The organism is Stenotrophomonas sp. STK16_22 (genome assembly GCF_051984505.1).
In the GTDB taxonomy this organism is placed as follows: Bacteria; Pseudomonadota; Gammaproteobacteria; order Xanthomonadales; family Xanthomonadaceae; genus Stenotrophomonas; species Stenotrophomonas maltophilia_A.
Genome location: NZ_CP196972.1, coordinates 13,079 through 39,505, shown reverse-complemented (window position 1 = coordinate 39,505; position 26,427 = coordinate 13,079). Strand labels below are relative to the sequence as shown.

Genomic DNA, 26,427 nt, shown 5'->3' with positions numbered 1-26,427 from the left:
TCCTGAATCCGGCGCCGCGAGCGCACTGCCGATGAGCCTGTTCCGCCCCCGCATGCTGCTGTCCGTCGCCCTGATCGGCCTGCTGGCCGGCTGCGGTGGCGACCCGGTCCGCCCCACACCGCCGCCGGCGCCGACCGTGGTGCCGCAGGCCAAGCCGGTGAAGATCGGCATCGCCCTCGGTGGCGGCGCAGCCAAGGGCTTCGCGCACATCGGCGTGATCAAGATGCTGGAGGCCAACGGCTTCGAACCGGCCGTGGTGTCCGGCACCAGCGCCGGCAGCGTGGTCGGTGCGCTGTACGCCAGCGGCATGGACGCGTTCCAGATGCAGAGCAAGGCGGTCGCGCTGGACGAAGCCAGCATCCGCGACGTGCGCCTGTTCTCCGGCGGCCTGGTGCAGGGCCAGAAGCTGCAGGACTACGTCAACGAGCAGGTTGCCAACCGTCCTGCCGAGCGCCTGAAGAAGCCGTTCGCCGCCGTCGCCACCCAGCTCGAAACCGGCGAGCGCTCGATCTTCGTGCGCGGCAACGTCGGCCAGGCGGTGCGCGCGTCCAGCAGCATTCCCGGTGTGTTCGAACCGGTGAAGATCGGCGGCCGCAACTACATCGATGGCGGCGTGGTCAGCCCGGTGCCGGTGGATGCCGCGCGCCAGCTCGGCGCCGACTTCGTGATCGCCGTGGACATCTCCAGCAAGGCCAGCGGCAAGGCGCCGACCGACATGCTGGGCATCGTCAACCAGTCCATCTCGATCATGGGCCAGCGCCTGGGCGAACAGGAACTGGCACGCGCCGACATCGTCATCCGCCCGAAGGTGCTGGACATCGGCGCCGCCGATTTCAGCCAGCGTGGCACCGCAATCCTGGAAGGCGAAAAGGCCGCGATGGCAGCCATGCCGCAGATCCGCGCCAAGATCCAGCAGCTGCAGCGTGCACGTGCCGCCGCAGCCGCACCGGCACCGGTGGCCGCGCCGAAGTGCGAGGAAGCCTCGCGCCTGGGCAAGCTGATGGGCCGCAAGGGCAAGTGCTGATCTGAGCCGGTGTGTCGCTGCCAGACTGCGACGCGCGTGCTAGCGCGTGGGCCGGTAGCCGCTGGCCTGCTGTCGCTCGCGCCTGCGCTTCTGGCGCGCCTGCTCCTGCAGTGTCGCCGTGTGCTGCAGCTGTTCCATGCCATCGGCCGGTACGTGCAGCTGGCGTCGCGCACGGGTCAGCGCCAGATAGACCGCGCGCACCGGGTTGTGCCAGATGCGCCCGCCCTGCCCCGCACTGAAGCAACCGGGCGACAGCGAGACCACGTCGAACTGCAGGTTCTTCGCGTGTTCGGCCAGGCACAGCGCCACCCGCCCTTCAGCGGGCGTGTCCTGGTCATCAAGCGCTTGCAGCAGTGACTGCACCCGATCGGCAGACGCAAACAGTTCGACCAGCGCGCCCTGCCCTTCGTCGGCCTGCGTGGCCAGGAAGCGCTCCCATTCCTGGTCCGATGCGCTGTCGCGGCGCCGGCGCCACGCATCCAGTGGCCGCTGCAGCACGCTGCGCAGCGCGCGCAGCGATGCCGGATGCAGGTAGGGCCGCAGCCCGAGTGCGTGCAGCTGTGCCGCGTCCAGGGCCAGATCGGCGACGCTGCCATGGATGCGCAGGCCCTCGCTCGGCACCTGCGCCCAGTCGCGGTAATGCAGCACACCGGTGGCGCGGTCGGTGGCACCGACGAACGGCCCACTTTCCTGGCCCAGTCCATCCAGTGCCAGGGTCTGGTTGACCAGGCCCTCGACCTGGTTGCCCTGGCGCACCGACTGGTGCATTTCCAGCACCTTCGACGCGGCCCAGCGCGGCACCGTACCGGTCAGGCACTGGTGCGGATCACCCAGGCTGACCACGCCAGGCGCATGGCCGGCCAGCAACTGCTTCCACGACGGGCTCAGGTCATGCGCCTCGTCCACCAGCAGCATGCCCATGTCCAGCGGCGGGGTGACGCCGCGCAGGGCCAACCACTTGCCGATGTGCGCCGGGCTGAGGCTCAGCAGCGTGCCCCGCTGCAGCTCGGCGTCGAACATGCAGCGCCAGACGTGCTCGGCGGCCGCCATGTACGGTGACACATCGAGCATCGCGGCAGGCACCGAACGGTCGAAATGCTGGAAGGCCATGCGCGGCGCGGACGAGGCGCACCAACGGTTGATGGCCTCGAACGCGGTCAGCAGCACCTGCTCCGGGCTGCGCCCACCGATGCCCTGCAGTCCGATGCGGCCGGCAATCTCGCGCGGCGTACGGGTGCTGCGCCGGTAGCTGGCAACGAAGCCACCGGTCTGGCCGCTGCGCGCGGCGTGCTGGGCCACGCGGTTGGCGAACTCGATCTGGGTCAGCAGGCGCACCGCAGTGCTGGCCGGCACGCGGGCGCGGAAGGCTTCCACCTGCCCACGCGAGGGCGCCACGTAGGTGTAGCGGCCCGGCCGCGCATCCATCAGCGCCAGCACCAGGTGGCCCTTGCCGGTGCCGGCATAGCCATCGAGGTCGATCAGCTCATCGGGGTTGGCGGCGATGGCGCGCAGCACGCGGGCCTGCTCGGAGGTGTACAGGCCATGGTGCTCGACCGACCGCGCGTCCGCGGCGGCGACGTCATCCTGCGTGGCCTCGTCGTCGTCACTGGAAAAGGTGGCGGGAAAGCGGATCTCATGTTCGACCAGGGTTTCCTGGCAGGCCTGCTGCAGGGCCAGGCCCGGGTACTCCCGTGGCGACTGCGCGATGACGTCCTGCAGGATCTCCGCCGGCGCCAGCAGCACGCCGTGGGCAGCCAATGCGGTCAGCCAGGCATCCAGCTCCGGTTGGCCACCGCCACCGGGCCCGGCCAGCTGTGCAGCCGCGCCTTCGTTGCCAGCAAACAACGCGCAGGCATCATGCAGCAGGCGCTCGATCTCGGCCGCCGGATGCAGGCGCGTCCGGCACAGCTGCGCGGCCATCAGGCCGGCCTGCTCCACTGCGGTCTGCGGTGGCGTGCCATGGGCAACGTAGCGCGCCAGCGACTTGCGCTGCAGCGGCAGGAACGTGGTGGTGGGCAGCGGGTGCTGGAGTTCGGACATGCGTGGAACCGGAAAGGAACGCTGCGACGCGCGCAGGGCGGAGATGCTCGGCTACCCGCCCGGCGCCGTCAAATCGCAGCGGCGCGTTCATTCCAGCTGCGAAAGCGGCAATGCCTGGAAGCCCTTCACCGTGCGCAGCACGAAGCTGGAATTGGCATCGGCCACGCCACCGGCGTTGAGCAGCCGGTCAAGCAGGAAGTGCGAGAAGTGCTCCAGGTCGCGCACGTAGACGTGCAGCAGGTAGTCCATGTCGCCGGTCAGTGCATGGCAGGCCACCACTTCATCCCAGCCCTGCACGCTGTCCACGAAGTGGCCGATGGCGGCCTGGTCGTGCTTTTCCAGCTGCACGCGCACGAAGGCCTGCAGGCCCAGCCGCAGCTGCCGTGGCTCCAGCCGCGCGCCATAGCCGACGATCACGCCCTCGCTTTCCAACCGCTGCAGGCGACGCAGGCAGGCAGAGGGCGAGAGGTTCACCCGCGTCGCCAGCTCGGCGTTGGTGGCGCGCCCATCCCGCTGGATTTCAGCCAGCAGACGTATATCCGTGCGATCGAACTGGACTTCTCCGGCCATTGTTGCCCCGCAACATGGTGAGTACGCAAGGATATTGCGCCAACAAGGCCAATCGGCGCAACTTTTGCAACCCTGTTGCGCGCGCCCTGCCCTAGCATCGTGGGTATCTCATCCCGGAGTGCCACATGGACCTCGCCCAGCCCCGCCGCGTCGAACACCAGCAGACCGACAAGGGCTACGTGCCGGTGTATACCACCGCGCTCGTCGAGCAGCCGTGGGACACCTACAGCGCCGACGACCACGCCACCTGGAGCACGCTGTACCAGCGCCAGCGCGAACTGCTGGTCGGCCGCGCCTGCCAGGAATTCCTGGATGCACAGGACGAGATGGGCATGAGCGCGCACATGATTCCGCGCTTCGACCAGCTCAACGAAGTGCTCGGCGCCGCCACCGGCTGGACCCTGGTCGGCGTGGAAGGCCTGCTGCCGGAACTGGACTTCTTCGACCACCTGGCCAACCGTCGTTTCCCGGTGACCTGGTGGATCCGTCGCCCGGACCAGATTGATTACATCGCCGAGCCGGACCTGTTCCACGATCTGTTCGGCCATGTGCCGCTGCTGATGAACCCGGTGTTCGCCGACTATATGGAGGCGTACGGCCGTGGCGGCGTCAAAGCCCACGCGATCGGCCCGGATGCACTGCAGAACCTGACCCGCCTGTACTGGTACACGGTGGAGTTCGGCCTGATCGATACGCCCGACGGCCTGCGCATCTACGGCGCCGGCATCGTGTCGTCGAAGGGCGAATCGCTGTACTCGCTGGAGTCGGCTGCGCCCAACCGCATCGGTTTCGACCTGCAGCGGATCATGCGCACGAAGTACCGCATCGACACCTTCCAGAAGACCTACTTCGTCATCGACAGCTTCGAACAGCTGATGCAGGCGACGTCGCCGGACTTCACCCCGATCTACGCGGCGCTGTCTGATCAGGCGCATCTGCCGGCGGGCGATGTGCAGGCCGATGACCGCGTGTTCCAGAAGGGCACCGGCGAAGGCTGGGCCGACGGTGGCGACGTGTAAGCGCACGGCGCCCACCTCTTCGCATTGAAAAGAAAACGGCGCACCTGGATGCGCCGTTTTCGTTGCTGCCTGCCTGCACCGTCACGGCAGTGCAGGCGAGGGCAGGGCGATCAGGCGTCCACGGCCCGGCAGGAACCGCGCACCATCAGCTGCGGATGCACGCTGGTTGCGGTCGGCGCATCCGGCACGTCGGCCTGCACCAGCATCGCCGCTGCCATGCGCCCGATGTCGGACACATGGCGGCGCACCGAGGTCAGCGGCGGCCACAGCCGCGACGCCAGCGGGCTGTCGTCGTAGCTGACGATCGACAACTGCTGCGGCACCGCGATGCCCGCACGCAACGCCACCTGATACACGCCGGCAGCCATTTCGTCGTTGCCGGCAAAGATCGCACTGGGCCGTTGTCCGCCCATCAGCAGCCGTTCGGCGGCATGCACGCCCGACTCGAACGTATCGCCCGCTTCCAGCACGCGTTCACCCGGCAGGGTCAGGCCCACCTGCGCCAGCCGGTCGAGGAAGCCATGGGTGCGCTCGCGTGCGGTACGGCGGTCGCCTGGACCGGCAATCACCGCGATATCGCGGTGGCCGAGCGAGAGCAGGTAGCCCGCTGCCGCGGCTGCACCGTCGCGATCATGGGTGACCACGGCCTGTGCCTCGTCATCCGACACATGCGCGTTGATGCGGACGTAGCGGCATTCAATGCCGTCGAGCATCTCCGTCAACGCAGCCGACTCGGAGGCACGCGGGCCCAGGATCACGCCGTGCAGCTTCTGCTGCTGCACGAAGCGCCGCACGCCGTACGCACAGTCCGGAGCCAGGCTGTCGCAGGGATGCACGACCAGTTCATAGCCGGTGCCGCGCAGCGCTTCCAGCGCGCCGTGCTGCAGGTCGACGATGCATTGGGCGCCCGGGTCGTCATACACCAGGCCGATCAGGAAGGAGCGGCGGAACGCGAGGCCGCGCGCCAGGGGGTCGGGCACGTAACCGACCTCGCGCATCAACGCCTCGACCTTGTCGCGGGTGTCTTTGCGCACCAGCGGCGAGTTGTTGATGATTCTTGAAACCGTTTTCTTGGAAACTCCCGACAGTCGTGCGATGTCGTTGATCGTGGCAGCCTTGCCCTTCGATGCCGGCAACGCGGCATCGCTAATAATTCGCACTGACATGTATAGAACCAGGTAAGTCGGAGAATTCTAGCCTTGCGCCCGTGGGGCGCGAAGTTGCGGAATGTCGCAGCGAAGATGGATCGCGTCGTGTTCGACCGCTTCTGCTGCGCGAGGTTCCATTGTGATCGCTCTACTTGATGTCCATCTGAACCGTTCTTCCGCGCGTGTTCACCTTGAATGCGGGCGCGACGCGTGCGAACGCCAACATTCCCTTAACCACGCTCCGCTACAGTCGGGGCATGGACCTGCAGACTTCTCCGTTTCCGGTGTTCCGTGGCCGCGACAGGTTGATCGCTGCGGTCGACGCAGCGATGACCTCCGGTGATGCCGAGCGCATCACCGCCGACCTGCAGCTGGCGCTGCAGGAAGCCATCGCGGACAGCCGCATCGAATTGCCCGAGTGCGTACACCGTCCGGTCAGTGATCATTACGCGCGACGCCCGCTGTACCACAGCCGCGAACACGGCTACAGCGTGATTGCCATGAGCTGGGGCCCAGGGCAGGGCACGCCGCTGCACGACCACGATGCCATGTGGTGTGTGGAGGGAGTGTGGTCAGGCGAGCTGGAGATCACCCGCTATGAACTGCTGGAGCGCAACGGTGAGCGCTGCCGCTTCCGCCGCCACGCCGTGCTGCGCGGGGGCTGCGGCAGTGCCGGCAGCCTGATTCCGCCGCACGAGTACCACACCCTGCGCAACGCCAGCAACGAAGCGCTGGCGATCTCGGTTCACGTGTACGAGGCGCAGATGGAGCGCTCGGCGGTGTTCGATCCACTCGGTGGTGACTGGTACCAACGCCGCATCCAGGCATTGCAGGCCGACCCGGCCTGAGCCGGGGGCAGGGCGGGGCACCACCAGCACCGTCGTGAGCCACGTGGCATCATGCGCCGCTGCGCTGCCGGACCCGGCGGCGATCCGCGATGCCCGGTCGGGCAAGGAGCAAGACGATGTCCAGCGCTGATCCGCGCCTGCGCGCGCTGTTGAAGCTGGCACCGGTGATTCCGGTGTACACCCCCGAAGATGTGAATGAAGCGGTCGAAGTGGCCCAGGCGCTGTTCCGCGGCGGCCTGCCGGTGATCGAAGTGACGCTGCGCACGCCGCAGGCGCTGGATGCGATCAAGGCGATGGTCGAGGCCGTGCCCGATGCGGTAATCGGTGCCGGCACCGTGCTCAACGCCGCGCAGATGCAGGCAGCCAAGCAGGCCGGTGCGCGTTTCGCGGTGTCCCCCGGTGCCACGCCGACGCTGTATGCCGCCGCGCGTGATGCCGACCTGCCGTACCTGCCTGGTGCCGCCACTGCCTCCGACCTGATCCTGGGCCTGGAGCACGGCCACGACACCTTCAAGTTCTTCCCGGCGGTGCAGGCCGGTGGCGCTGCGTTGCTGGCGGCCTGGCACGGCCCGTTCGCCGATATGCGCTTCTGCCCGACCGGCGGCATCAGCGCGCAGACCGCGCCGCAGTTCCTGCACCTGCCCAACGTGCTGTGCGTGGGCGGCTCGTGGCTGACCACCCCGGCGCTGCTGCAGACCCGCGACTGGGATGCGATCGAGCGTCTGGCCCGCGAGGCCTCGGTACTGGCCGGCTGAACCGCTGCACGAATCGTCAAAGGTTTGATCGTGATCAAAGCGCCGGCCTCGAGCCGGCGTCATTCTGTGGGCAAGCGCACTACGGAGATCCGAACATGAATTCGACCATGAAGGCCGCTGTCGTGCGTGAGTTCGGCAAGCCACTGGTGATCGAGGAAGTCCAGGTACCGCGCCCGGGGGCGGGCGAAGTACTGGTCAAGATCGAGGCCTGTGGCGTCTGCCACACCGACCTGCACGCCGCCGAGGGCGACTGGCCGGTGAAACCGAACCCGCCGTTCATCCCCGGCCACGAGGGCGTGGGGCACGTCGTGGCCGTGGGAGGCGGGGTAGGGCACGTCAAGGAAGGCGACAGGGTCGGCATCCCCTGGTTGTACTCGGCGTGTGGCCATTGCGAACACTGCCTGGGTGGCTGGGAAACGCTGTGCGAGACACAGCGCAACACCGGTTACTCGGTCAACGGCGGCTTCGCCGAGTACGCACTGGCCGATGCCAACTATGTCGGCCTGCTTCCGAAGGACGTGGGCTTCGTCGAGATCGCGCCGGTGCTGTGCGCCGGCGTGACCGTCTACAAGGGCCTGAAGGTCACCGACACCAAACCCGGTGACTGGGTGGCGATTTCCGGCATCGGTGGCCTGGGCCACATGGCGGTGCAGTACGCCCGCGCGATGGGTCTGAACGTGGCTGCGGTGGATGTGGACGACAACAAGCTGGCATTGGCCCGGCAGCTCGGCGCGCAGATCACCGTGAACGCGCGTACCACCGATCCCGCCGCCTTCCTGAAGAAGGAAATCGGCGGCGCGCACGGCGCGCTGGTCACCGCGGTGTCGCCGAAGGCGTTCGAGCAGGCGCTGGGCATGGTCCGCCGTGGCGGCACCGTCTCGCTCAACGGACTGCCGCCCGGTAATTTCCCGCTGGACATCTTCGGCATGGTGCTCAACGGCATCACCGTGCGTGGCTCGATCGTCGGCACCCGGCTGGACCTGCAGGAGTCGCTGCAGTTCGCCGCCGAAGGCAAGGTCGCGGCCACGGTCAGCACCGACCGCCTGGAAAACATCAACGACGTGTTCGCGCGCATGCATGCGGGCACGATCGAAGGCCGCGTGGTGCTCGACTTCGCCGCCTGACCGCCTGTGCATGGCCGCCGTCGCTCCGTCCCCCTCTCCCACGGACGCGGCGGCCATGCCTATCCCCCGGTGGTGCCGGCCGTTGGCCGGCAAACCCCAGGCATTTCGCGCCGCCGTACAATGCGCGCATGCCCGACCTGCTCAAGACCCTGTTCCTGTCCCTCGTCGCCCTGATCGGCGGCGTGCTGTCGCTTGCGCTGGTCAGCAGCGTCGCCAGCTGGCTGCCCCCGCTGGTGGGCATGTCGCCGGACAACAACAGCGTGCAGCTGGGGTGGGACCTGGCCTTCAGCGTACTGGGCGGCATCGCCGGCATTTCCTTCGCCACCTACTACGCGCCGTGCTGGCCGCGTTCGCATGGGTTCTCGATCTGGTCGCTGATCGCGCTCGGCTGCGCCTACGCAATGTGGACCGCAGGCGCGGATTTCCCGCTCTGGTTCGTCATTTCGCTGCTGGCGTCACTGCCGCTGCAGCTGCTGGCCGGCTGGTGGTTCGGTCGCCGCGCGTCGCGCGATCCGCGCTGAGCGCATCCAGGTAGTGCCGGCCGCTGGCCGGCAACCTCGCCCATCCTACAGGTGCCGGCCAGCGGCCGGCACTACCGCTTCAGCGACGGCAGCGTCTGCTTCAATCGCGCGATGCCCTGCCATGGGTCACCCTTCAGCCGCTTGGCACGCGCCAGCGCCTTGGCCATCGGAAACGCGTCGGCCGCGCTCACCCGCGCCAGTTCTTCCCAGCGCAGCGGCACCGCCACGCCGCCAGAATCGCGTGCACGCAGCGACCACGAGCACACGCTGGTGGCGCCTCGGGTGTTGCGCAGCCAGTCGATGAAGATGACGCCATTGCGCTTCGCCTTGCTCATCGTCGCCACGTAGCGGTCCGGCGCCTGCTCCGCCATCGCCTGTGCGAACGCCTCGCAGAATGCCTTGGCTTCGCCCCAGCCTGCCTTGGGCTGCAGTGGTACCACCACGTGCACCCCCTTGCCGCCAGACAGGCGTACGACGCTCTCCAGACCCACCTGCTGGAGGCGGTCACGCACATCGCGTGCACCGGCTTTCACCTGTGCCCAGCTGACGCCGTCACCAGGGTCGAGATCGAACACCAGTCGATCCGGATGCTCCGGGTCGGCCACGGTCGCACCCCAGGGATGCAGCTCCAGCGTGTTCATCTGCACCAGTTGCAGCAGGCCCCGCGCATCGTCGATGTAGACGTAATCCTCGCGGCCGCTCTTCTGCAGGAGGGGCACCGCATGCACCGCATCGCCCAGGCCGGGGCCATGATGCTTCTGGAAGAAGCAGGCCTTGCCGACGCCATCCGGACAGCGCAGCAATGACAGCGGACGTCCGGCGATTTCGGGCAGGATCCAGCGCGCCATGCGCTGGTAGTAGTCGGCCACGTCGCCCTTGCTCAGTTTCTGCTTTGGAAACACCACCCGCTCAGGATGGGTGATCTGGACCTCACCTCCGGCTTCGGCATCTGCGGTGCTCATTCCCAGGTCCTCCTCCTGCTTGTCGCTGCGCAACCGCTTGAAACTGGCCTGGCGGAGCAGGCCTTCCTTGCCCCAGCCACGGAACGCCACCTCCGCCACCGTCACCGGTTTCACCCAGCGTACGCTGGCGGCGCGGAACGGCACATGCGCCGGCAGCTGCAGCACCGGCGTCTTCACTGCCAAAGGCTGCAGTGCCTTGAGCAGCGCGCGCAGGCGCTCGTCGTCGAAGCCGGTACCCACGCGGCCCACATAGCGCAGCCCGGCCTTGTCCGGCGTGGCCAGAAGCAGCGAGCCGAATCCCACCCGGGAACCCTTGGGTGCCGTATAGCCGACGATCACGAACTCGTCGGTGTCTTCGTGCTTCACCTTCACCCAGCTGCGCGCGCGGGTGTTTACGTACGGCGCATCCACCTGCTTGCTGACGATGCCTTCGAAGCCGGCCTCGCCGCTGGCATCGAACACCTGCGGCCCATGGTCGACCACGTGTTCGCTGAAGGCCAGTGTGCCGGGCGCCGGCCCGATGAGATCCTTCAGCAGCGCCTTGCGTTCCAGCAACGGCGCACGACTGATGTCCACGCCGGCCACACCCGGAAGATCGAACACGATGTAACGCAACGGTTGCTTCGAGCTTCCATCGATCACGCGCTGCAGTGCTGCGAAATCGCTGCGTCCTTCCTTGTCCAGAACCACCAGCTCGCCATCCAGGCGCGCATCGCGCACCGGCAGCGCCAGCACGGCCTGCGCGACCTCGGGAAAATCGGCCGTCCAGTCCAGGCCGTTGCGCGAGCGGAGTTTCACCTCGCCATTGTGCAGATCGGCCAGCAGACGATAGCCGTCCCACTTGATCTCGTGCAGCCAGCGCTCGCCGTCGGGGGCACTGTCGCGATGATCGGTCAACTGCGGTTTGAACCCAAGGGGAAAGGGCGTATCACGTGCGCCGTGCAGTTGCAGCGCGCGTGCATGCCAACGCGCATCGGCCTTGCGCGTGGTCGTGCGTGCGACGGGTGCAGCACGCGCCGCCTTCGCTGTGGAACGCTTCTTCGCCGCAGATGCTCGTTTCGGCGTGGGTGCCGTCAGCAGGTCATCCGCCTCCGCGTCGCGCGCTTCGCCGTCGTCGCGCTTCATCAGCAGCCACTGCACCTGGCGGCCTTTCATCGCGGTCCGCACCAGCTTCCAGCCACCGGCCAGGCGTTGCCCGTGCAGCACGAAGTCGATCTTTCCAGCCGCCAGCGCCTGCAGTGGATCGCCTTCACAGGCCCAGGTGCCGTGATCGAAGACATCCACGTGGCCAGCGCCATAGTGGCCTTCAGGAATGTCTCCTTCGAAACCGGCGTAGGACAACGGGTGATCTTCCACCTCCACGGCCAGCCGCTTCTCACCAACGCGCAGCGAAGGCCCCTTGGGCACAGCCCAGCTCTTCAGTACGCCGTCCATTTCAAGGCGGAAGTCATAGTGACGCGAGCTTGCGTGATGCAGCTGGATGACGAAGGTCGGCCGCCGCTTCGGATCGCCGCGTGCGGGCGTGTCGTCAGGCTCCGGCGTCTGCCCGGCGCCACCACCCAGTCTGCGCTTGCGCCGGTACTGGTGCAGCGACATGGTTCAACCTGCCTTGCGCCGCGTGGTCTTCTTTATGGCCCTTTTGGCGGCCTTCTTCGCAGCCTTCTTCGCCGGTGCCTTGCGCATTGCCGGCTTCTTCGCCGGCGTGCGCTTGTTGGCGTCCAGGCTCTTCTGAAGCAACGCCATGAAATCCACCACATTGGTGGTGGCATCTTCACGTGGTGCGGGCTCGTCTTCCACCCGGGTAGTGCCGCCCTTGGATTTGATGCGCTTGTTCAGTACCAGCTGCAGACGCTCGCGGAACTCATCGTGATAATCCGAAGGATCCCAGTCACCGGCCATTGACTCGATCAGCTGTTCGGCCATCGCCGTTTCCTTGCTGGTGATGCGATAGTCGGACAGTTTTCCGGTGGGCAGCTTGTAGTCCTCGGGATCCACCAGCTCCTGCGGATAGCGCAGGATCATCAACACCAGCGCGTCCTCATGCGGCATCACCGCGCACAGGTATTCGCGCGTGCGCACCACCACCCGCGCGATGCCCACCTTGCCGGTACTGCGCAGCGTTTCGCGCAGCAGCACATAGCCCTTTTCGGCCTTCTTGCCGGGCACCAGCAGATACGGTTTCTCGTAGTAGCGTGGGTCGATCTGCGCCGCATCCACGAACGATTCCACCTCCACCGCTTCGTGGCTTTCCGGCGCCGCCGAACGGATATCACCTTCCTCCAGCACGACATAACTGCCCTTGTCGTACTCATAGGCTTTGACGATGTCCTTCCAGGGCACTTCCTCACCGGTGTCGGCGTTGACCCGTTCGAAACGGATCGGCTTGCGATCGCGGGAGTCGAGCATGCGGAACTGCAGATCGACCTTGCGTTCGCCGGACATCAGTGACACCGGCACGTTGAGCAGGCCAAACGACAACGTGCCGGTCCAGATCGGGCGGGCCATGGGCGCACCTTTGGCGGGGCAGGGTGCCCAGCGTGGGCCGGAGGGCGTAAACCAGCCGTGTCCGTGCCGTGCACGTGGGTTCTACGGAAAGCGGTAGTGCCGGCCGCTGGCCGGCTGAGGCTCGCGGCCTGAAGTTTCCTGGGGTTGCCGGCCAGCGGCCGGCACTACTGCAGCAACGGCCTCACCGCCGCCGCCGGAATATGGTCCAGTGCGCGCCAGGCGTCCTCCACCACCGGCCTCGCCTGCGACCAGCTCAACCGCGACTGCCCGCGCATCTGCTCCCAATGCTCGGCCAGTTCCTCGCAGGTATCGGCGGCATCACCGCGCGGCCAGTCGGCAGCGTGGGTAGTCAGCGCGAAGGCATACACCGGGCACAGATCGCGCCAGTTGCGGTGGCTCTGGCCTCGGCGCTCTTCGTAGTCACTGAGCATGTACTGCAGGTAGTCCTGCGCCACCGCCTGCGGATCTTCCTGGCGGCGCGTGCGGCGCTGCGCGGTGCGCTGGCCGAGCGGATCGAGCAGGGCGTTGAACACGGACGGTGCGGGTCGTTCAAGACGGGGCATGGCCGGCTCCTGCAGCGGGGGCGGGTGGGCAGGAATACGCGCGGTGCCGTTACCGGGGGGTGAGCGAGATGTTCATGACGCCAGGTTCGCGGCGGCTTTACCTGCAGGGCGGTGTAGTGGGAGCCCCCGAGTGCAGGTACCAGACCATGAGCCGAGAGACCTCACGAGACCCGCTGCGCGAAAACCACCCGCCCATTCCCGGCGAGCAGCGCGGCAAGCGCGATGCCGACAATGCCGACTACCGCGGCACCGGTGCACCGTTCTTCGATGCCGAGCATGCCGGAGAGCATCTGCCGGTGAAGCACGAGTCTGAACAGGCCGCGCTGGACCGCAAGGACGGCGGCGACCGCCATCGTGGCGGCCAGGAAAGCCCGCTCAAGCGGCGTGAGCGCAAGCAGCGCGCCAGCGACAACCAGGATGAGGCGCTGGAGGAGACCTTCCCGGCCAGCGACCCGACCTCGCCGTTCGTGCCGGCCAAGGCCCCCGACTGACGGTAGCGCCGGCCGCTGGCAGGCAACCTCCTGACGTCCTGCACCGCGCGATGCCGGCCAGGGCCCCCGACTGACCGGTAGTGCCGGCCGCTGGCCGGCAACCTCCTGGCGCCCTGCACGGCGCGATGCCGGCCACGGCCTCCGATTTACGGGTAGTGCCGGCCGCTGGCCGGCAACCTCCTGACGTCCTGCACGGCGCGATTCTGGCCAGCGGCCGGCACTACCACTTCAACGCCACGACCACTGCAGGCCGACGTTGGCCCGCCGTCCCGGTCCCGGCTCGTAGAAGCGGCCATTGCCGTCATTGACGATCACCGAGCCGATGTAGGCCTGGTCCAGCACGTTCTCCAACCGTGCGAAGGCCCGCAGCTCGCCACCCGGCAGGTTCCAGCGACGCCCGCCTTCCAGATGCAGCAGGGCGAAACCGGGCGCACGTTCGGTCGCCACGTCGTTGACCACGGTATCGCTACTGGCGGACGCCTCCAGCGCCCATTGCCAGTCGGCGGGGGTCCACTGCAGCCTGGCGAAGGCCTGCTGCTGCGGCACACCGGGCAGGCGGCTGCCCGCGGCGACCACGCTGTTCGAGGTCAGGTACGGCGAGCGCACCTGCGCCTGCAGCCATGTCCATGCCAGCTGCAGTTCCAGCTGCTCGGCCAGCGGCTGTCGGTACTGCAGTTCCACACCCTGGCGGCGGGTGCGGCCGATGTTGCGATAGGTGCTGCGCCCACCAGAGTTGCTCGCAACTGCCAGCTCATCGTCGGTATCTGCGCGGAACAGGCTGATATCAAGCTGGGTTCCGTCCTGTGCGTGCCATTTGCTGCCTATCTCCAGATTGCGGCTGCGCGCGGCCGCCAGATCCAGTGCCAATCCCGCGTGGCCGTCGGCGCGATACCCCAGCTCATTGAAGGTAGGCGTCTCGAAGCCCCGGCCCACGGCGGCGTGCAGCCGCCACTGCGGGCTTGCCTCGAAGCTGACACCTGCCACCGGCGTGGTTGCCTGATAGCGACGGTGGCCGCTGTCGTCCGGATTGCGCCCGGTGATGTAGCGGTCATTCGATTCGAATCGCACGGCGCTGTGGCGCAGCCCGGCCAGCAACGACCAGCGCGGGCTCCACTGCCACCAGGCCTGGGCGAACTGGTCCACGTTCTGCACGACGTCGATCTGGTCACGACGCAGGCGCCCACGCACGCCCAGGGTGCTGCCGATGAAGTTCTCGTAGCCGGTGCGATGCTGGCGCTGGCGGTCGGCGCTGAGCCCGGCCACAAGATCCAGCGGTCGGCCGGCGAGGTCGCCGTGCCAGCCCCAGCGCGCGTCCAGTCCGCCGTAGCCCGCGTCCAGATCGATCACGCCGCCCGCATGCAACGGGTTGGCCTGTGCGGTCGGCGGAATCGGCAGGTACTGGGTGACCTCACGCTGCCCGGCATAGCCCATCAGCTGCCAGCGCTGGGTGTCGGTTTCCCGGGTCCAACGCAACCCAGCCTGCTGCTGGCGCACCGATTTGCGGGTGTTGTACTGGTGAGCCACTGCCGTGGCCTGGCGCGGATCGGCCGCCACCTGGGAACGGCTCAGGCCCAGCGGATCCTGCGCATCGGGGGCATCGAGCGCGTTGAGCAGCAGCTCGAGCCGTCCACCGCCCAGATCACCACCAATACGTGCGTTGAGCGATTCACGGCGCGCGCGGCTATGGTCCCGCCAGCCATCGGTGCGGAAGTGATTGGCGGCGATGTTGTAGTCCAGCGCTTGGCCGGCACCCTTCAGTTGCGCGCCGACACTGAGCGTGTTGTCGGCGCCGGCGTTCACGCGCAGCCGCCACGGGTCGCCGGCCTGGCCCTGCGCGCTCCAGACCTGCAGCACGCCGCCGGAGGAATTGCCGTACAGCGCCGAGAACGGCCCGCGCAGCACCTCGATGCGTTCGGCGCCCAACAAGCTCGCGTGCGACAGCTGGCCCTGGCCATCGGGCATGGTCGCCGGCACCCCGTCGATCAGCACCCGCACCCCGCGCACACCGAAGGTCGAGCGCGCACCGAAGCCACGGATCGACAGCTGCGTATCCTGAGCGAAGTTCTGCCGGTCGCGTGCCAGTAGTCCCGGTACGCCGGCCAACGCCTCGGACAGCTGCGCGCCGGTGCCCGCGCGGCTGGCGTCGATCCAGACGGTGTCCAGGCTGGCCGGCAGCGCGAACGGGTCGATACCCGGCACCCGCGCCACCTGCACCTGCACGGCGGGCAGGGCGGTGGGCGCAGGCTCGGCCATGGCCGCCAGTGGCGACAGCAGCAGGGCGGACAGCGGCAGGCAACGGCGTCGTGCGGCAGGATTCATGATTCAGGTTGATGGATCGGGCGGCAACGCACGCCATGGTACGGGGCCGCGGATGACGATGGCGGCGGCCAGCCCCGGCAGGCTTTGTTACGATGGGCTGTTTCCGGCCGAAAAGCCGCAGACCGCGTGGCGCAATTCCTCCCCCTTTCCGTCTACCGAACGAGTACCGCCGTGTCCTTCTTTGCAAACGTGGAACTGGTCCCAGGCGACCCGATCCTGGGCCTGACCGAGGCGTACAACGCCGACAGCCGCCCGACCAAGGTCAACCTGGGTGTGGGCATCTACTACGACGAGAGCGGCCGCATTCCGCTGCTGCGCGCCGTCAAGCAGATCGAGCAGCAGCTCGCCGCTGAAGCCAAACCGCGCGGCTACCTGCCGATCGATGGCCTGCCGGCGTACACGCAGGCCACGCGCGAGCTGGTGTTCGGCAAGGACTCGCCGCTGCTGGCCGCCGGCCGCGTCACCACCGCACAGACCGTCGGTGGCAGCGGTGCGCTGCGTGTCGGCGCCGATGTGCTGAAGAAGCTGCTGCCGCACGCCACCGTTGCACTGAGCAACCCGAGCTGGGAAAACCACCGCGCCGTGTTCAGCGCGGCCGGCTTCGAAGTGGTGGATTACACCTACTTCGACCCGACCACCCACGGCGTCAACTTCGACGGCCTGCTGGCCGACCTGGGCAAGCTGGAAGCCGGCACCGTGGTGCTGCTGCATGCCTGCTGCCACAACCCCACCGGCGCTGACCTCACGGTCACCCAGTGGAAGCAGGTCGCGCAGCTGCTGAAGGAAAAGCAGCTGTTCCCCTTCATCGACATGGCCTACCAGGGCTTCGACAAGGGCATCGAGCAGGACGGCGCCGCCGTGCGCATCATCGCCGAAGCCGGCATCGACAGCTTCATCGTCGCCAATTCGTACTCCAAGTCGTTCTCGCTGTACGGCGAGCGCGTGGGTGCGCTGTCGATGGTGGCGCCGACCGCCGCTGACGCCAAGGCCGTGCAGTCGCAGGTCAAGCGCGTGATCCGCACCATCTACTCCAGCCCGTCCACCCACGGTGCCGCGCTGGTGGCCGGCGTGCTGACCAACCCGGAACTGCGCGCGATGTGGGAGCAGGAGCTGACCGAGATGCGCGAGCGTATCCACGCACTGCGCCAGGGCCTGGTGGAGAAGCTGGCCGCTGCCGGTGCCCCGCAGTTCGGCTTCATCAACGAACAGGCCGGCATGTTCTCCTACTCCGGCCTGAGCCGTGAGCAGGTCGAGCGTCTGCGCGACGAGTTCGGCATCTACGCCGTCGGCACCGGCCGCATCTGCGTGGCCGCGCTGAACCAGAACAACCTGGAATACGTCGCCAAGGCCGTGGCCACCGTCGCCAAGGGCTGAAACAACGCTCCAGTGGTTTGAAGACAAAGGCGCCGAAAGGCGCCTTTGTTTTTTGCTTTTGCTCTTGCCTTTGCCATCCCCACCGCGCTCGCGGCGAACCCTGAAGCGCGTGGGAGGGGGAGGTGATGCAGGACCGTTGGCGCCATGGGCCCGAGGCATGCCTCGGGCGGGTTGGGCAGGACGCACCACCCCGGTCTTGCCGTGTGCGCAGGACAGCGCACACGAGCAAGGCGCCATCGAGCTTACATGGACGTACTTGCAGCGTGTCCTGCATCGCCTCCCCCTTCCACGCGCCTCGACAAAAGGAAGGCGCCACGAGCGCAACGCATCTGGAAACGATTACGCCTTCCCGCGCTCACGCACGGCCCCGCCATACGGGCGACAATAGGCGTTTTCCCGCTGCCGAGACCTGCCCGACCATGTCCCGTACTTCGTTGACCCGCTTCCTGATCCAGGAACAGCACGCCGGCCGCATCAATGCCGACCTGCGCCAGCTGATCGCGGTCGTCGCCCGCGCCTGCACCAGCATCTCCATCGCCGTCAGCAAGGGCGCCCTCGGTGGCGTGCTCGGCGACGCCGGTACCGGCAACGTGCAGGGCGAAGCGCAGAAGAAGCTGGATGTGATCAGCAACGAGATCCTGCTCGAAGCCAACGCCTGGGGCGGCCACCTCGCCGCCTGCGCCTCGGAGGAAATGGACCACAGCCAGCCGGTGCCGGACATTTATCCGCGCGGTGATTTCCTGCTGCTGTTCGATCCCCTCGATGGCAGCTCCAACATCGACGTCAACGTCTCCGTCGGCACCATCTTCTCGGTGCTGCGCTGCCCGACCAACGTCGAACTGCCGGGCGATGATGCCTTCCTGCAGCCGGGCAGCAAGCAGATCGCCGCCGGCTACTGCATCTACGGGCCCAGCACCCAGCTGGTGCTGACCGTCGGCCACGGTACCCATGCCTTCACCCTGGACCGCGAGAAGGGCGAGTTCGTGCTGACCACCGAGAACATGCAGATTCCGGCGGCCACCCAGGAATTCGCCATCAACATGTCCAACCAGCGTCACTGGGAAGCGCCGATGCAGGCCTATGTTGGTGATCTGCTGGCGGGCAAGGAAGGCGCGCGCGGCAAGAACTTCAACATGCGCTGGATCGCCAGCATGGTCGCCGACGTGCATCGCATCCTGACCCGCGGCGGCATCTTCATCTACCCGTGGGACAAGAAGGATCCGTCCAAGGCCGGCAAGCTGCGCCTGATGTACGAAGCCAACCCGATGGGCCTGCTGGTCGAACAGGCCGGTGGCGCTGCCTGGACCGGCCGCGAGCGCATCCTCGACATCCAGCCCGACCAGCTGCACCAGCGCGTGCCGGTGTTCCTGGGTTCGCGCGAGGAAGTGGCTGAAGCCGTGCGCTACCACCACGCGCACGACGACGCGCAGGGCTGACGGCCTATCGCCTGACAGCGGTCATGGCAGTTCGGTGACATGACCGTGGGGTGACACCGAGGGCGGCAAACGGCACCATCAAGCCGTTGCCGCCTAAGGAATGCACGCATGCACGAGCAGGGCCCGGTCGATTTCATCGAAGTCATCCACAACGCCGTCCCCAGCGAGGTCTGCGCGGCCATCGTTGAGCGCCTGCGCGCTACGCGTGGCCTGCAGCCCGGTGCGGTGGGCAGTGGCGTGTTCCCGGAACTCAAGCACAGCAAGGATCTGCGCATCAGTGGCCTGGACGGCTGGCAGGATGTCGATCAGCAGCTGCAGATCGCGGTGTTCAATGGCCTGCTGACTTATCTACGCCGTTATCCACAGGCGTTGATCGCGCCGCTGATGTTGCAGATCCAGGACAGCAACGGCCAATCGCGACGCCTGTCTGCCGAGGACTTCCCTGACATGCCGCAGCAGCAGCTGGCCGATCTGGCCCGCACCTGCCTGCGCCCGGGTGCGATCAACCTGCAGTGGTATGCGGCAGGCGAGGGCGGCTACCCGTACTGGCATTGCGAGCTGTACCCGAAGGATGCGCAGGCCGAGACCCTGCACCGGCACGTGCTGTGGACGCTGTACCTCAACGACGACTTCGACGAAGGCGAGACCGAATTCCTGTTCCAGGGGCGGAAGATCGCGCCGCGCACCGGCAGCCTGCTGATTGCGCCGACTGCGTTTACTCATACCCATCGTGGCAATCGGCCACAGGGTGGGGACAAGTTCATCGCGACGAGTTGGATCCTGTTCCAGAGCGCGCAGAAGTTGTTTGGAGGAGGGTGAGGTCATCGTACTCCTCCCGATTGGGGCCGATATCCAGGCAAGTTCGTTATGCCGTCGGTGGTTTACCGGGCCTCAGGAGAGCAGTAGTAGTCGCCGCCCCTGTCCGATTCCCAGTAGGTCCCTCCATAGAGCTTCACCGTACTGCCTCTTGTCGTCAGCTCTACCGAGCGCGCCAGGCGATCCTCGCAGAAGACCATCAATCTGTAATGGCGCTGCCGTTTGTCTTTCTGCAGTCGCCACCGCTTCTCTGCGGCTTGTTTGATGAAGAAAGCGGCGATCTGCTCTGGATCAGATTCGAGTTCGGCGTCGAAGACGGCCCCCAGGAACGTGACCTTCGGTAAGAACTTAACGCTCGTGGGATGAACCCCTGAAGGGAGTTCAAAGGTATCGGTAGCAGCGCGCAGTTCTGCTTCTGTTGGCTTTCCGGTCCAATCGCCACCTCCGATGGATCCAAACATTGAAAGATAGGTACCGCCTATCAGGGCCGCAATCACAGCGTATAGAAGCAAATGAGCCAATGATTGCTTCTTCACCAACCATTCCCCCAATCGCCATCCTTCTTAGACAGCTCACCCGGTGACGCACCGCCGCCAATTCCAATACCAATTTCAGTGGAAGTTCCACCGCCGGGGGAATAGTTGATACCTCCACCAACTCCAGCTCTACATTAGGGCTTCGGCTTCCTCCACGGTCTGATCAGGGTTTTGTACATGACCCAGGCAATCCAGCCGCAGACCAACCCAACCCCAGCGACAGTGATTTCCTCTTCCCCGAAAGGAGATCCACTTACCCCTTGATAGACGACGAAGACAGTTGCTCTCAACGACAACAGGGCAAATATGACTACAGGTGCCCAAAGTATAAACTTCATCATTCCCCCGTGTGCAATGCATGGACCCATGCTCGACAACTCGCCGTCTAGACTCTCTGTCCCGACATCTGCGGCATCATGATCTTCTTGCATGTACGAATTGCCGGCATGAGGTTCCTCTTTCCGCTCTTGCCTCCGCGGTACTACCGCCGAGAATCGATGTCAGAAGAGGCAGCATTTTCCCTCAGAACGCGGTGCCAGTACGCGTAACTCCAAGCTTTCCATGCTAGCTGTTGCAGCTTCCAGAACCCGAAAGCCATCAGCCTCAGATTGGCTGTTGCAAGCGGCCGTGGCAAATAGAGTCCAGCTTGCTCGACTTCGCTCCAGATAGAGTCGGGCGGGCTCGACGCCACCGCGGGCGACGGCGATAGAGAATCCCGCCTGCCACAGCGCCGAACACCGCCACACCGAAACCAACGAGCTCTTCTTCTCCAAGCGCGTCGCCGGAGATCAGCTTGCCGCCCGTCAGCAACAGAACGTTCAACGGAAGCATCCACAGGAACGCGATGCCCAGCCAGTAGATGATCTTCATGTCATGTGCTCACGGGTCCGGATACATCGACTTGAACCAGTAGGCGGATCTGTTCCGCATCCATGAGCTGAATTCTCCCGTCTCCAGTTTCCGCAGCTGGCGCATGTCTATTCCATAGCGCTGGAACAGCGAAATCAACTCTCTCATACCTTCGTCATCCACAGCCGACGGATCAACACAGACGTTGATCGTCCTGAGGAACCTTTCGACAGACACCACGCCCGGAATCTGGTTCAACCTGGAGAAGAACGCATCCTCGTCCAGTCGTGAGTAGAACCTCAGGGAATAAATTTCTATTTTCAGCATTGCCAGTCGTCGCAGAAGTGATTGCACGCAGGCAGTTCCACCCGGCTATCGGGTGGGACCAAAGGATCCCCAGAGATCGTCGTTTCCTCCTTGCCAGGCACTGAGCTTCTCGACAGGGACTTCCTTCAGTTGACAGGTGAACTGGAGATAGAAGGAACGGTCTTCTTTTCGATAACTGTTCCACCCGACAGCCGTCACTTTGACTTCCATCCGACTATCGCGCTCATGCGGCTGATGTAGTTCTACGTCGACTGAATCGGACAGCCAGTTGTCTCCCTTGTGCACAAAGCCCGCGCCGCCACTGGTGAGGCGTGCATCCACTACCTCCGGCGTCCCTTCCGACGAGGGCGCGTATCGCTTCAAGCTGCCTGTGATCTTGATGTACTGCTGGGAGTCGATCACGCCTGGCGACTCCGAGAAGAGGCGCAGCAGAAGGAGGGTATCGGTGCCCTTGCGCACCTCTGACCTGTATCTGCCATCCACAGACGCTGTTCGAACTCGTCCAGGCCAGCCGGCATGTCAGTGACGATCGCGGCCTGCGGAACGATGATGCATTCTTGAATGGAGCGAGCTTCCACCTGCACGCTCGCAAGGTAGAGAAGGAGACCACTGGCGTGGAAGCAGTGAGTGCGTTTCATCATGTACAGCACGTTCGTGCGGATTCAGTTGCGCGAACGTCTGGAGGGGTGTGCCTGTTCGAAGGGGGATGCCTCCGGATCATGCACTCCCGTCCATGCATCAAGCTGCTCCAGAGACACTGGCTGGGCTCTCAGATGCTCTGACACTGTGGTCGGTGCCTCGCACTCTCCCGGCCATTGCAGTGGGCTTGCAGAGCGAAACGTTGCATCGACCTGGACCTCGATGCCGGAGTCTCCTGCGGAAACCACGGTAATCTGCCCTGCGACCGGCACTGCGTAGCAGCCCGTCTTTCCGGCAAACGCGCTGGACCCTCTGCTATGGAACATCCGTACTCGATCATTTGGGACAGAGAACCGGTCGCCTGCTTTCGCATCAGCGGGGAGCTGGATCGTGAGCTTGCTGAAGGTGGAACGGTCGGTCCTCCACGACGAGCGGAATCGTCTCAGCCCGATCACTCGGCTGTCCCCGGCAACGATCTGGTGACAAGCGAAGAGCCGCTGGCGCGGCTCGACCGTAAGGCAGGTGGGGTCGCGCATGGCAGCGTCTTCAACCACAAACGCACGGGCAGCCTCTGCATCGGTACCACAGAAAAGCAGAAACGCACCACAGCTGAAGGCATGTGAGCGCTTCATGTGCGAACCGATTCGTCGTCAAGCGAACGGCATCGCACTGTCACGGATCCTGGGTCATCCATCTGCATCCCTCCCTGGCTTGCAGGCCATCCGGCCAAGCGCAGATTGTTGCCGGTAAGCCGGGCAGCGGTCCAGCGTTCTAGAACAGACTTCCCTGCGGCGAATCCTTCTTCGGCGGCAGCGGCTTCTGGAACCGGCTGCAATCCAGCTTCGGCCAATGGCTGTTCTGCGCATTGAAGCCGAGACGCTTTCGCGCCAGCTTGAAGCGGTTGTTCAACAGATCGGCATACACGCCCTGGCCACGCATGCGGGTGCCGAACTGGCTGTCGTAATCCTTGCCGCCGCGCAGCTGCTGGATGGTGCTCATCACGTGCGCGGCGCGATCGGGATGATGGGTGTCCAACCAATCGCGGAACAGCGGGGCCACTTCCAGCGGCAGGCGCAGCAGCACGTAGCCTGCGGTGCTGGCGCCAGCATCGTGCGCGGCCTCCAGCACGGCTTCCAGTTCGCTGTCGTTGATCCACGGGATCACCGGCGCCACCATCACACCCACCGGAATACCCGCTTCATGCAGGCGCTTCATCGCACGCAGCCGTGCATGCGGCGCCGACGCGCGTGGCTCCAGCTTTGCGGAGAGATGCGGGTCCAGCGAGGTCACCGAGAAATGCACGCTGACCAGGTTCTCCGCCGCCAGCGGTGCGAGCAGATCGATGTCACGTTCGACCAGTGCGTTCTTGGTGATCAGCGAGAACGGATGCTTGGTTTCCAGCATCACTTCGATCAGCTGGCGGGTGAGCTTGAACTTGCGTTCGATCGGCTGGTACGCATCGGTGTTGATGCCCAGCGCGATCGGTTGCGGAACGTAGCCCGGCTTCGACAACTCCTTGCGCAGCAGCTGCGGCGCATTGGTCTTGGCGAACAGCTTGGTCTCGAAGTCCAGGCCTGGCGACAGGTTCAGATAGGCGTGCGAGGGGCGCGCGAAGCAGTAGGAGCAGCCATGCTCACAACCGCGGTACGGATTCACCGATTGGCTGAAGCCGACGTCCGGTGAGGTGTTGCGGCTGATGATGCTGCGTGCGGTCTCGGCACGTACTTCAGTGCGCAGACGTGGGGCGAGGAATTCCTCGCTCTCATCGACCGCCCAGCCGTCGTCCACCGCCTCGCTGACGGTGCTTTCAAAGCGCCCGGCAAGGTGGGACGTGGAACCTCGGCCCTTGATCGCGATACCCATTGCGGCAGGTTACGCCGCAGCCGTCTCAATGGCTGCGACGGCTGCCTGAAGGGTTCAGCGCGGTGCTGCGTCGAGCATGGCTCAACGCTACAGGGGAGCGGTCAGAGCAACGCCAGGTACCCGCGCACGGTGGCATCCAGGCCGTCGTACAGCGCCTCGCCGATCAGCGCGTGGCCGATCGACACCTCCAGCACGTCTGGCACGTGAGCCAGGAAATCGCGCAGGTTGTCCTGCGACAGGTCGTGCCCGGCGTTGACGCCGAGGCCCACCGCCTGCGCCCGCCGCGCCGCAGTGGCGAACAGTTCCAGCATCGCCGCAGCGTCTCCGGCCGCGTGTGCTTCGGCGTAGGGGCCGGTATACAGCTCGACACGATCTGCACCGACTTCGGCCGCCTGCTCCAGCAGTGGGTTGCCAGCATCGACGAACAGGCTGACCCGGCAGCCCATCGCCTTCAGTTCGGCGACCAGTGGTCGCAGCCGCTCGGCATCCCGCTCGAAGTCGAAGCCATGGTCGGAGGTGATCTGTCCATCGCCATCCGGCACCAGCGTCGCCTGCGCCGGGCGGGTCTGCGCGCACAGCGGCAGCAGGCCTGGGTAGCCCTCGCGCGGCGGTGCGAACGGGTTGCCTTCGATGTTGAACTCGACACCACGCGCGCGGGTCAGCGTGGACAGCGCCAGCACGTCCTCGGCGGTGATATGGCGGCGGTCCGGCCGCGGGTGCACGGTGATGCCATGTGCACCGGCATCCAGGCAGGCCTGGGCGGCGCGCACCACGTCCGGTTCGGCGCCGCCGCGCGAATTGCGCAGGACGGCGATCTTGTTGACGTTGACGCTGAGCTGGGTCATGGAACGGAACTACTTGGAAAGAGGGGACGGATCGTGGTCGTTGGCGTCGGCATCGCGGCGGGCCTGGGCCTGCTCGCGCAGGCGGCGCAGCTCCTCGGCATCGACAAGGGTGGCAGGGTCCCGCTGAAGGTCGCCGAAGCGGGCCACGTAGCGACCGCGCACCCAGGCCAGCAGGAAGGCGAGGGCGGCCAGCAGGCACAGGGTCATCAATGCGGCGCTGGGGGTCTTCAGGGCGAAGGCGAAACAGCCCAGCGCCAGCAGCAGGTACAACCAGTACATAGTCGGGCTCCCCGGATGATCGCCGCAGTGTAGCGCTGCGTCAGAGCAGCGGCGAGGCCAGCCGGGCGAAGGCCTCGGGCAGGCGGTGCAGCCACAGCGAACGGCCAGCCTGGTCGTGCACGCGGGTGGCGCGGTCGAACTCTCCCTGCAGCAGCCCGGCCAGAGCGGCGACGCGGTCACGGTCGCTGATCATCATCGACAGCTCGAAGTTCAGGCGGAAGCTGCGGTGGTCGAAGTTGGCGCTGCCAACGATGCAGACATCGTCGTCGGCGATGAAAGCCTTGGTATGCAGCATGCGCGGGCCGTACTCGTAGATCTTCACCCCGGCGTGCAGCAGTTCGTCGAAATAGGAGCGCGCGGCCTGGGTGACAAACCAGGAGTCGCTCATCTTCGGCACCAGCAGGCGCACGTCCAGTCCACCCAGTGCCGCCGAAGTCAGCGCCATCCGCGCCGCTTCGCCCGGCACGAAGTAGGGCGTCACCAGCCACACGCGCTCGTGTGCTTCCTGGATGGCCGCCACGTGCAGGCGGTGGATCGTTTCCCACCCGGAGTCCGGGCCGGAGACCAGCACCTGGGCGTTGATCGCACCATCGCCGCGCAGCGGCATGTCAGCCGGCCACAGACGGGCAATGTCCATGCGCGAGGGATCCTGGCCACTGGCATAGAGCCAGTCCTCGGCGAACACCAGCTGCAGGCTGCGCACGACGTGGCCGCGGATGCGCATGTGCAGGTCGCGGTAGGCGTTCGGCTTGCGGCTCTCGTCTTCATCGTCGGTGATATTGATGCCACCGGTGAAGGCCAGCCGGCCATCGACGATCACCAGCTTGCGGTGCGTACGCAGGTTCAACCACGGCCGCTTGAACGGCTTCAGCAGCTGCCGCGGATGGAACCAGACCGCCTCGCCACCGGCATCGATCAGCGGCTGCAGGAAGCGGCGAGGCAAGGCGGAAGAACCCACTGCATCCAGCAGCAGGCGCACCTGCACGCCGGCACGGGCGCGCTCGACCAGGGCGTCGCGCAGGGCGGTGCCGGCATGGTCCGGATTGAAGATGTAGTACTCCAGGTGCACGTGATCGCGAGCCTGCGCCACCGCTTCCAACAGAGCGGCGTAGGTAGCGGCACCATCCACCAGCCAGGTCACTTCGGTCGCGCTGCTCGGCGCCAGGCCCGTGGTGGCCTGCGCGATCTTGGCCAGCTCGGTGCAGTCGGCGTCGGGTGGGCAGACATCGCTGTAGTGCTCCATCCCCGAGCGGGCACGGCCACGGCGCAGGCGCTGCCGCTTCACCTTCTGCGGGCCCAGCAGGTAGTAGATGAAGAGACCCAGGTAGGGCAGCAGCGCCAGCGACAGGATCCAGCTCAGCGTGGCCACCGGCTCGCGCTTCTGCAGCATGATCCAGCCCGCCAGCGCGAACAGGTACAGCAGATAGGCGACCGCCAGGATCGTGCCAAGGTGGGCGATGCCGTCGAGCCAATGGCGCAGGGAGTCGAAGAGGGCGAGCATCCGCCGATCATAACGGTCCAGACCGTCAGGCATAAAAAAGACGCCCCTGTTTCCAGGGGCGTCTGCAGTCGCG

At 66.0% G+C, this 26,427-nt stretch carries 26 protein-coding genes; 11 read left to right on the top strand and 15 right to left on the bottom strand.

Annotation, left to right across the window (positions count from 1 at the left end; all coding sequences use genetic code 11):
* Positions 1-31 precede the first annotated feature (31 nt).
* Complete coding sequence (locus ACSYAO_RS00185; RefSeq protein ID WP_049462459.1) at positions 32-1,024, top strand: patatin-like phospholipase family protein; 993 nt, start codon at positions 32-34, stop codon at positions 1,022-1,024.
* A gap of 39 nt (positions 1,025-1,063) precedes the next feature.
* Here ACSYAO_RS00185 and ACSYAO_RS00180 read toward each other — a convergent pair whose 3' ends face one another.
* Positions 1,064-3,064: a hypothetical protein gene (locus ACSYAO_RS00180; RefSeq protein ID WP_049462432.1), complete on the bottom strand. Its 2,001-nt coding sequence runs from the start codon at positions 3,062-3,064 to the stop codon at positions 1,064-1,066.
* Between the two features lie 87 nt (positions 3,065-3,151).
* The gene (locus ACSYAO_RS00175) at positions 3,152-3,634 is read right to left on the bottom strand and encodes an Lrp/AsnC family transcriptional regulator (protein WP_004153377.1); all 483 of its coding nucleotides are present in this window, start codon (positions 3,632-3,634) and stop codon (positions 3,152-3,154) included.
* 125 nt (positions 3,635-3,759) lie between these two features.
* Between ACSYAO_RS00175 and phhA the strand changes: the two genes are divergently transcribed.
* Positions 3,760-4,653, top strand: coding sequence for a phenylalanine 4-monooxygenase (gene phhA, locus ACSYAO_RS00170; RefSeq protein ID WP_049462434.1), 894 nt, complete (start codon positions 3,760-3,762; stop codon positions 4,651-4,653).
* Between the two features lie 110 nt (positions 4,654-4,763).
* On the opposite strand, the gene ACSYAO_RS00165 is transcribed toward phhA, so the two are convergent.
* The gene (locus tag ACSYAO_RS00165; RefSeq protein WP_032129266.1) at positions 4,764-5,819 is read right to left on the bottom strand and encodes a LacI family DNA-binding transcriptional regulator; all 1,056 of its coding nucleotides are present in this window, start codon (positions 5,817-5,819) and stop codon (positions 4,764-4,766) included.
* 239 nt (positions 5,820-6,058) lie between these two features.
* Between ACSYAO_RS00165 and ACSYAO_RS00160 the strand changes: the two genes are divergently transcribed.
* From ACSYAO_RS00160 to ACSYAO_RS00145, 4 genes are all read left to right on the top strand, one after another.
* The gene (locus tag ACSYAO_RS00160; RefSeq protein ID WP_049399007.1) at positions 6,059-6,649 is read left to right on the top strand and encodes a cysteine dioxygenase family protein; all 591 of its coding nucleotides are present in this window, start codon (positions 6,059-6,061) and stop codon (positions 6,647-6,649) included.
* A 116-nt stretch (positions 6,650-6,765) separates the two neighbouring features.
* Positions 6,766-7,404 (top strand): bifunctional 4-hydroxy-2-oxoglutarate aldolase/2-dehydro-3-deoxy-phosphogluconate aldolase, encoded by a 639-nt coding sequence (gene eda, locus ACSYAO_RS00155; protein ID WP_049462437.1) that lies wholly within the window; start codon positions 6,766-6,768, stop codon positions 7,402-7,404.
* A gap of 95 nt (positions 7,405-7,499) precedes the next feature.
* Positions 7,500-8,528 (top strand): alcohol dehydrogenase AdhP, encoded by a 1,029-nt coding sequence (gene adhP / locus ACSYAO_RS00150; RefSeq protein ID WP_049462439.1) that lies wholly within the window; start codon positions 7,500-7,502, stop codon positions 8,526-8,528.
* Positions 8,529-8,656: 128 nt separating this feature from the next.
* Positions 8,657-9,049: a hypothetical protein gene (locus ACSYAO_RS00145; protein WP_049462440.1), complete on the top strand. Its 393-nt coding sequence runs from the start codon at positions 8,657-8,659 to the stop codon at positions 9,047-9,049.
* A 71-nt stretch (positions 9,050-9,120) separates the two neighbouring features.
* On the opposite strand, the gene ligD is transcribed toward ACSYAO_RS00145, so the two are convergent.
* From ligD to ACSYAO_RS00130, 3 genes are all read right to left on the bottom strand, one after another.
* Positions 9,121-11,607 (bottom strand): DNA ligase D, encoded by a 2,487-nt coding sequence (gene ligD / locus ACSYAO_RS00140; protein WP_049462442.1) that lies wholly within the window; start codon positions 11,605-11,607, stop codon positions 9,121-9,123.
* 3 nt (positions 11,608-11,610) lie between these two features.
* Positions 11,611-12,516, bottom strand: a complete 906-nt coding sequence (ku, locus tag ACSYAO_RS00135) for a non-homologous end joining protein Ku (protein WP_049462444.1) — start codon at positions 12,514-12,516, stop codon at positions 11,611-11,613.
* 164 nt (positions 12,517-12,680) lie between these two features.
* Positions 12,681-13,079 carry a hypothetical protein gene (locus ACSYAO_RS00130; protein ID WP_010487387.1) on the bottom strand — a complete coding sequence of 133 codons (399 nt, stop codon included), beginning with the start codon at positions 13,077-13,079 and terminating at the stop codon, positions 12,681-12,683.
* A gap of 146 nt (positions 13,080-13,225) precedes the next feature.
* Here ACSYAO_RS00130 and ACSYAO_RS00125 point away from each other — a divergent pair, with 146 nt between their 5' ends.
* A complete protein-coding gene (locus ACSYAO_RS00125; protein ID WP_032129273.1) occupies positions 13,226-13,570 on the top strand; it encodes a hypothetical protein in 345 nt (114 codons plus the stop codon).
* Between the two features lie 228 nt (positions 13,571-13,798).
* Here the strand turns inward: ACSYAO_RS00125 and ACSYAO_RS00120 are convergent, their stop codons facing one another.
* Positions 13,799-15,889 (bottom strand): TonB-dependent receptor family protein, encoded by a 2,091-nt coding sequence (locus tag ACSYAO_RS00120; RefSeq protein WP_049462447.1) that lies wholly within the window; start codon positions 15,887-15,889, stop codon positions 13,799-13,801.
* Positions 15,890-16,060: 171 nt separating this feature from the next.
* On the opposite strand from ACSYAO_RS00120, the gene ACSYAO_RS00115 reads away from it, so the two are divergent.
* From ACSYAO_RS00115 to ACSYAO_RS00105, 3 genes are all read left to right on the top strand, one after another.
* On the top strand, positions 16,061-17,263 hold the full coding sequence (locus ACSYAO_RS00115; RefSeq protein WP_049462449.1) for an amino acid aminotransferase: 1,203 nt from the start codon (positions 16,061-16,063) through the stop codon (positions 17,261-17,263).
* Positions 17,264-17,682: 419 nt separating this feature from the next.
* Positions 17,683-18,699 carry a class 1 fructose-bisphosphatase gene (locus ACSYAO_RS00110; RefSeq protein ID WP_014035428.1) on the top strand — a complete coding sequence of 339 codons (1,017 nt, stop codon included), beginning with the start codon at positions 17,683-17,685 and terminating at the stop codon, positions 18,697-18,699.
* Between the two features lie 108 nt (positions 18,700-18,807).
* Positions 18,808-19,518, top strand: coding sequence for a 2OG-Fe(II) oxygenase (locus tag ACSYAO_RS00105; RefSeq protein WP_049462451.1), 711 nt, complete (start codon positions 18,808-18,810; stop codon positions 19,516-19,518).
* 62 nt (positions 19,519-19,580) lie between these two features.
* Here ACSYAO_RS00105 and ACSYAO_RS00100 read toward each other — a convergent pair whose 3' ends face one another.
* From ACSYAO_RS00100 to ACSYAO_RS00085, 4 genes are all read right to left on the bottom strand, one after another.
* Positions 19,581-20,051 (bottom strand): hypothetical protein, encoded by a 471-nt coding sequence (locus tag ACSYAO_RS00100; RefSeq protein WP_223224689.1) that lies wholly within the window; start codon positions 20,049-20,051, stop codon positions 19,581-19,583.
* A 603-nt stretch (positions 20,052-20,654) separates the two neighbouring features.
* Positions 20,655-20,921: a hypothetical protein gene (locus ACSYAO_RS00095; protein ID WP_049462453.1), complete on the bottom strand. Its 267-nt coding sequence runs from the start codon at positions 20,919-20,921 to the stop codon at positions 20,655-20,657.
* Between the two features lie 9 nt (positions 20,922-20,930).
* Entirely contained in the window at positions 20,931-21,254 is a 324-nt protein-coding gene (locus ACSYAO_RS00090) for a hypothetical protein (RefSeq protein WP_149908947.1), read from the bottom strand.
* A gap of 18 nt (positions 21,255-21,272) precedes the next feature.
* The gene (locus tag ACSYAO_RS00085) at positions 21,273-21,686 is read right to left on the bottom strand and encodes a hypothetical protein (protein WP_223224687.1); all 414 of its coding nucleotides are present in this window, start codon (positions 21,684-21,686) and stop codon (positions 21,273-21,275) included.
* Between the two features lie 497 nt (positions 21,687-22,183).
* Between ACSYAO_RS00085 and ACSYAO_RS00080 the strand changes: the two genes are divergently transcribed.
* On the top strand, positions 22,184-22,489 hold the full coding sequence (locus tag ACSYAO_RS00080; RefSeq protein ID WP_138970112.1) for a hypothetical protein: 306 nt from the start codon (positions 22,184-22,186) through the stop codon (positions 22,487-22,489).
* Between the two features lie 148 nt (positions 22,490-22,637).
* Here the strand turns inward: ACSYAO_RS00080 and ACSYAO_RS00075 are convergent, their stop codons facing one another.
* The 4 genes from ACSYAO_RS00075 to cls all read right to left on the bottom strand — a co-directional run bounded on the left by ACSYAO_RS00075 (position 22,638) and on the right by cls (position 26,354).
* Positions 22,638-23,729, bottom strand: a complete 1,092-nt coding sequence (locus ACSYAO_RS00075) for a PA0069 family radical SAM protein (RefSeq protein ID WP_024958794.1) — start codon at positions 23,727-23,729, stop codon at positions 22,638-22,640.
* A gap of 101 nt (positions 23,730-23,830) precedes the next feature.
* Complete coding sequence (locus tag ACSYAO_RS00070) at positions 23,831-24,574, bottom strand: pyridoxine 5'-phosphate synthase (protein WP_005411743.1); 744 nt, start codon at positions 24,572-24,574, stop codon at positions 23,831-23,833.
* A gap of 9 nt (positions 24,575-24,583) precedes the next feature.
* On the bottom strand, positions 24,584-24,853 hold the full coding sequence (locus ACSYAO_RS00065) for a hypothetical protein (protein WP_049462457.1): 270 nt from the start codon (positions 24,851-24,853) through the stop codon (positions 24,584-24,586).
* 40 nt (positions 24,854-24,893) lie between these two features.
* Positions 24,894-26,354: a cardiolipin synthase gene (cls, locus tag ACSYAO_RS00060; protein WP_049462463.1), complete on the bottom strand. Its 1,461-nt coding sequence runs from the start codon at positions 26,352-26,354 to the stop codon at positions 24,894-24,896.
* Positions 26,355-26,427: the final 73 nt, after the last annotated feature.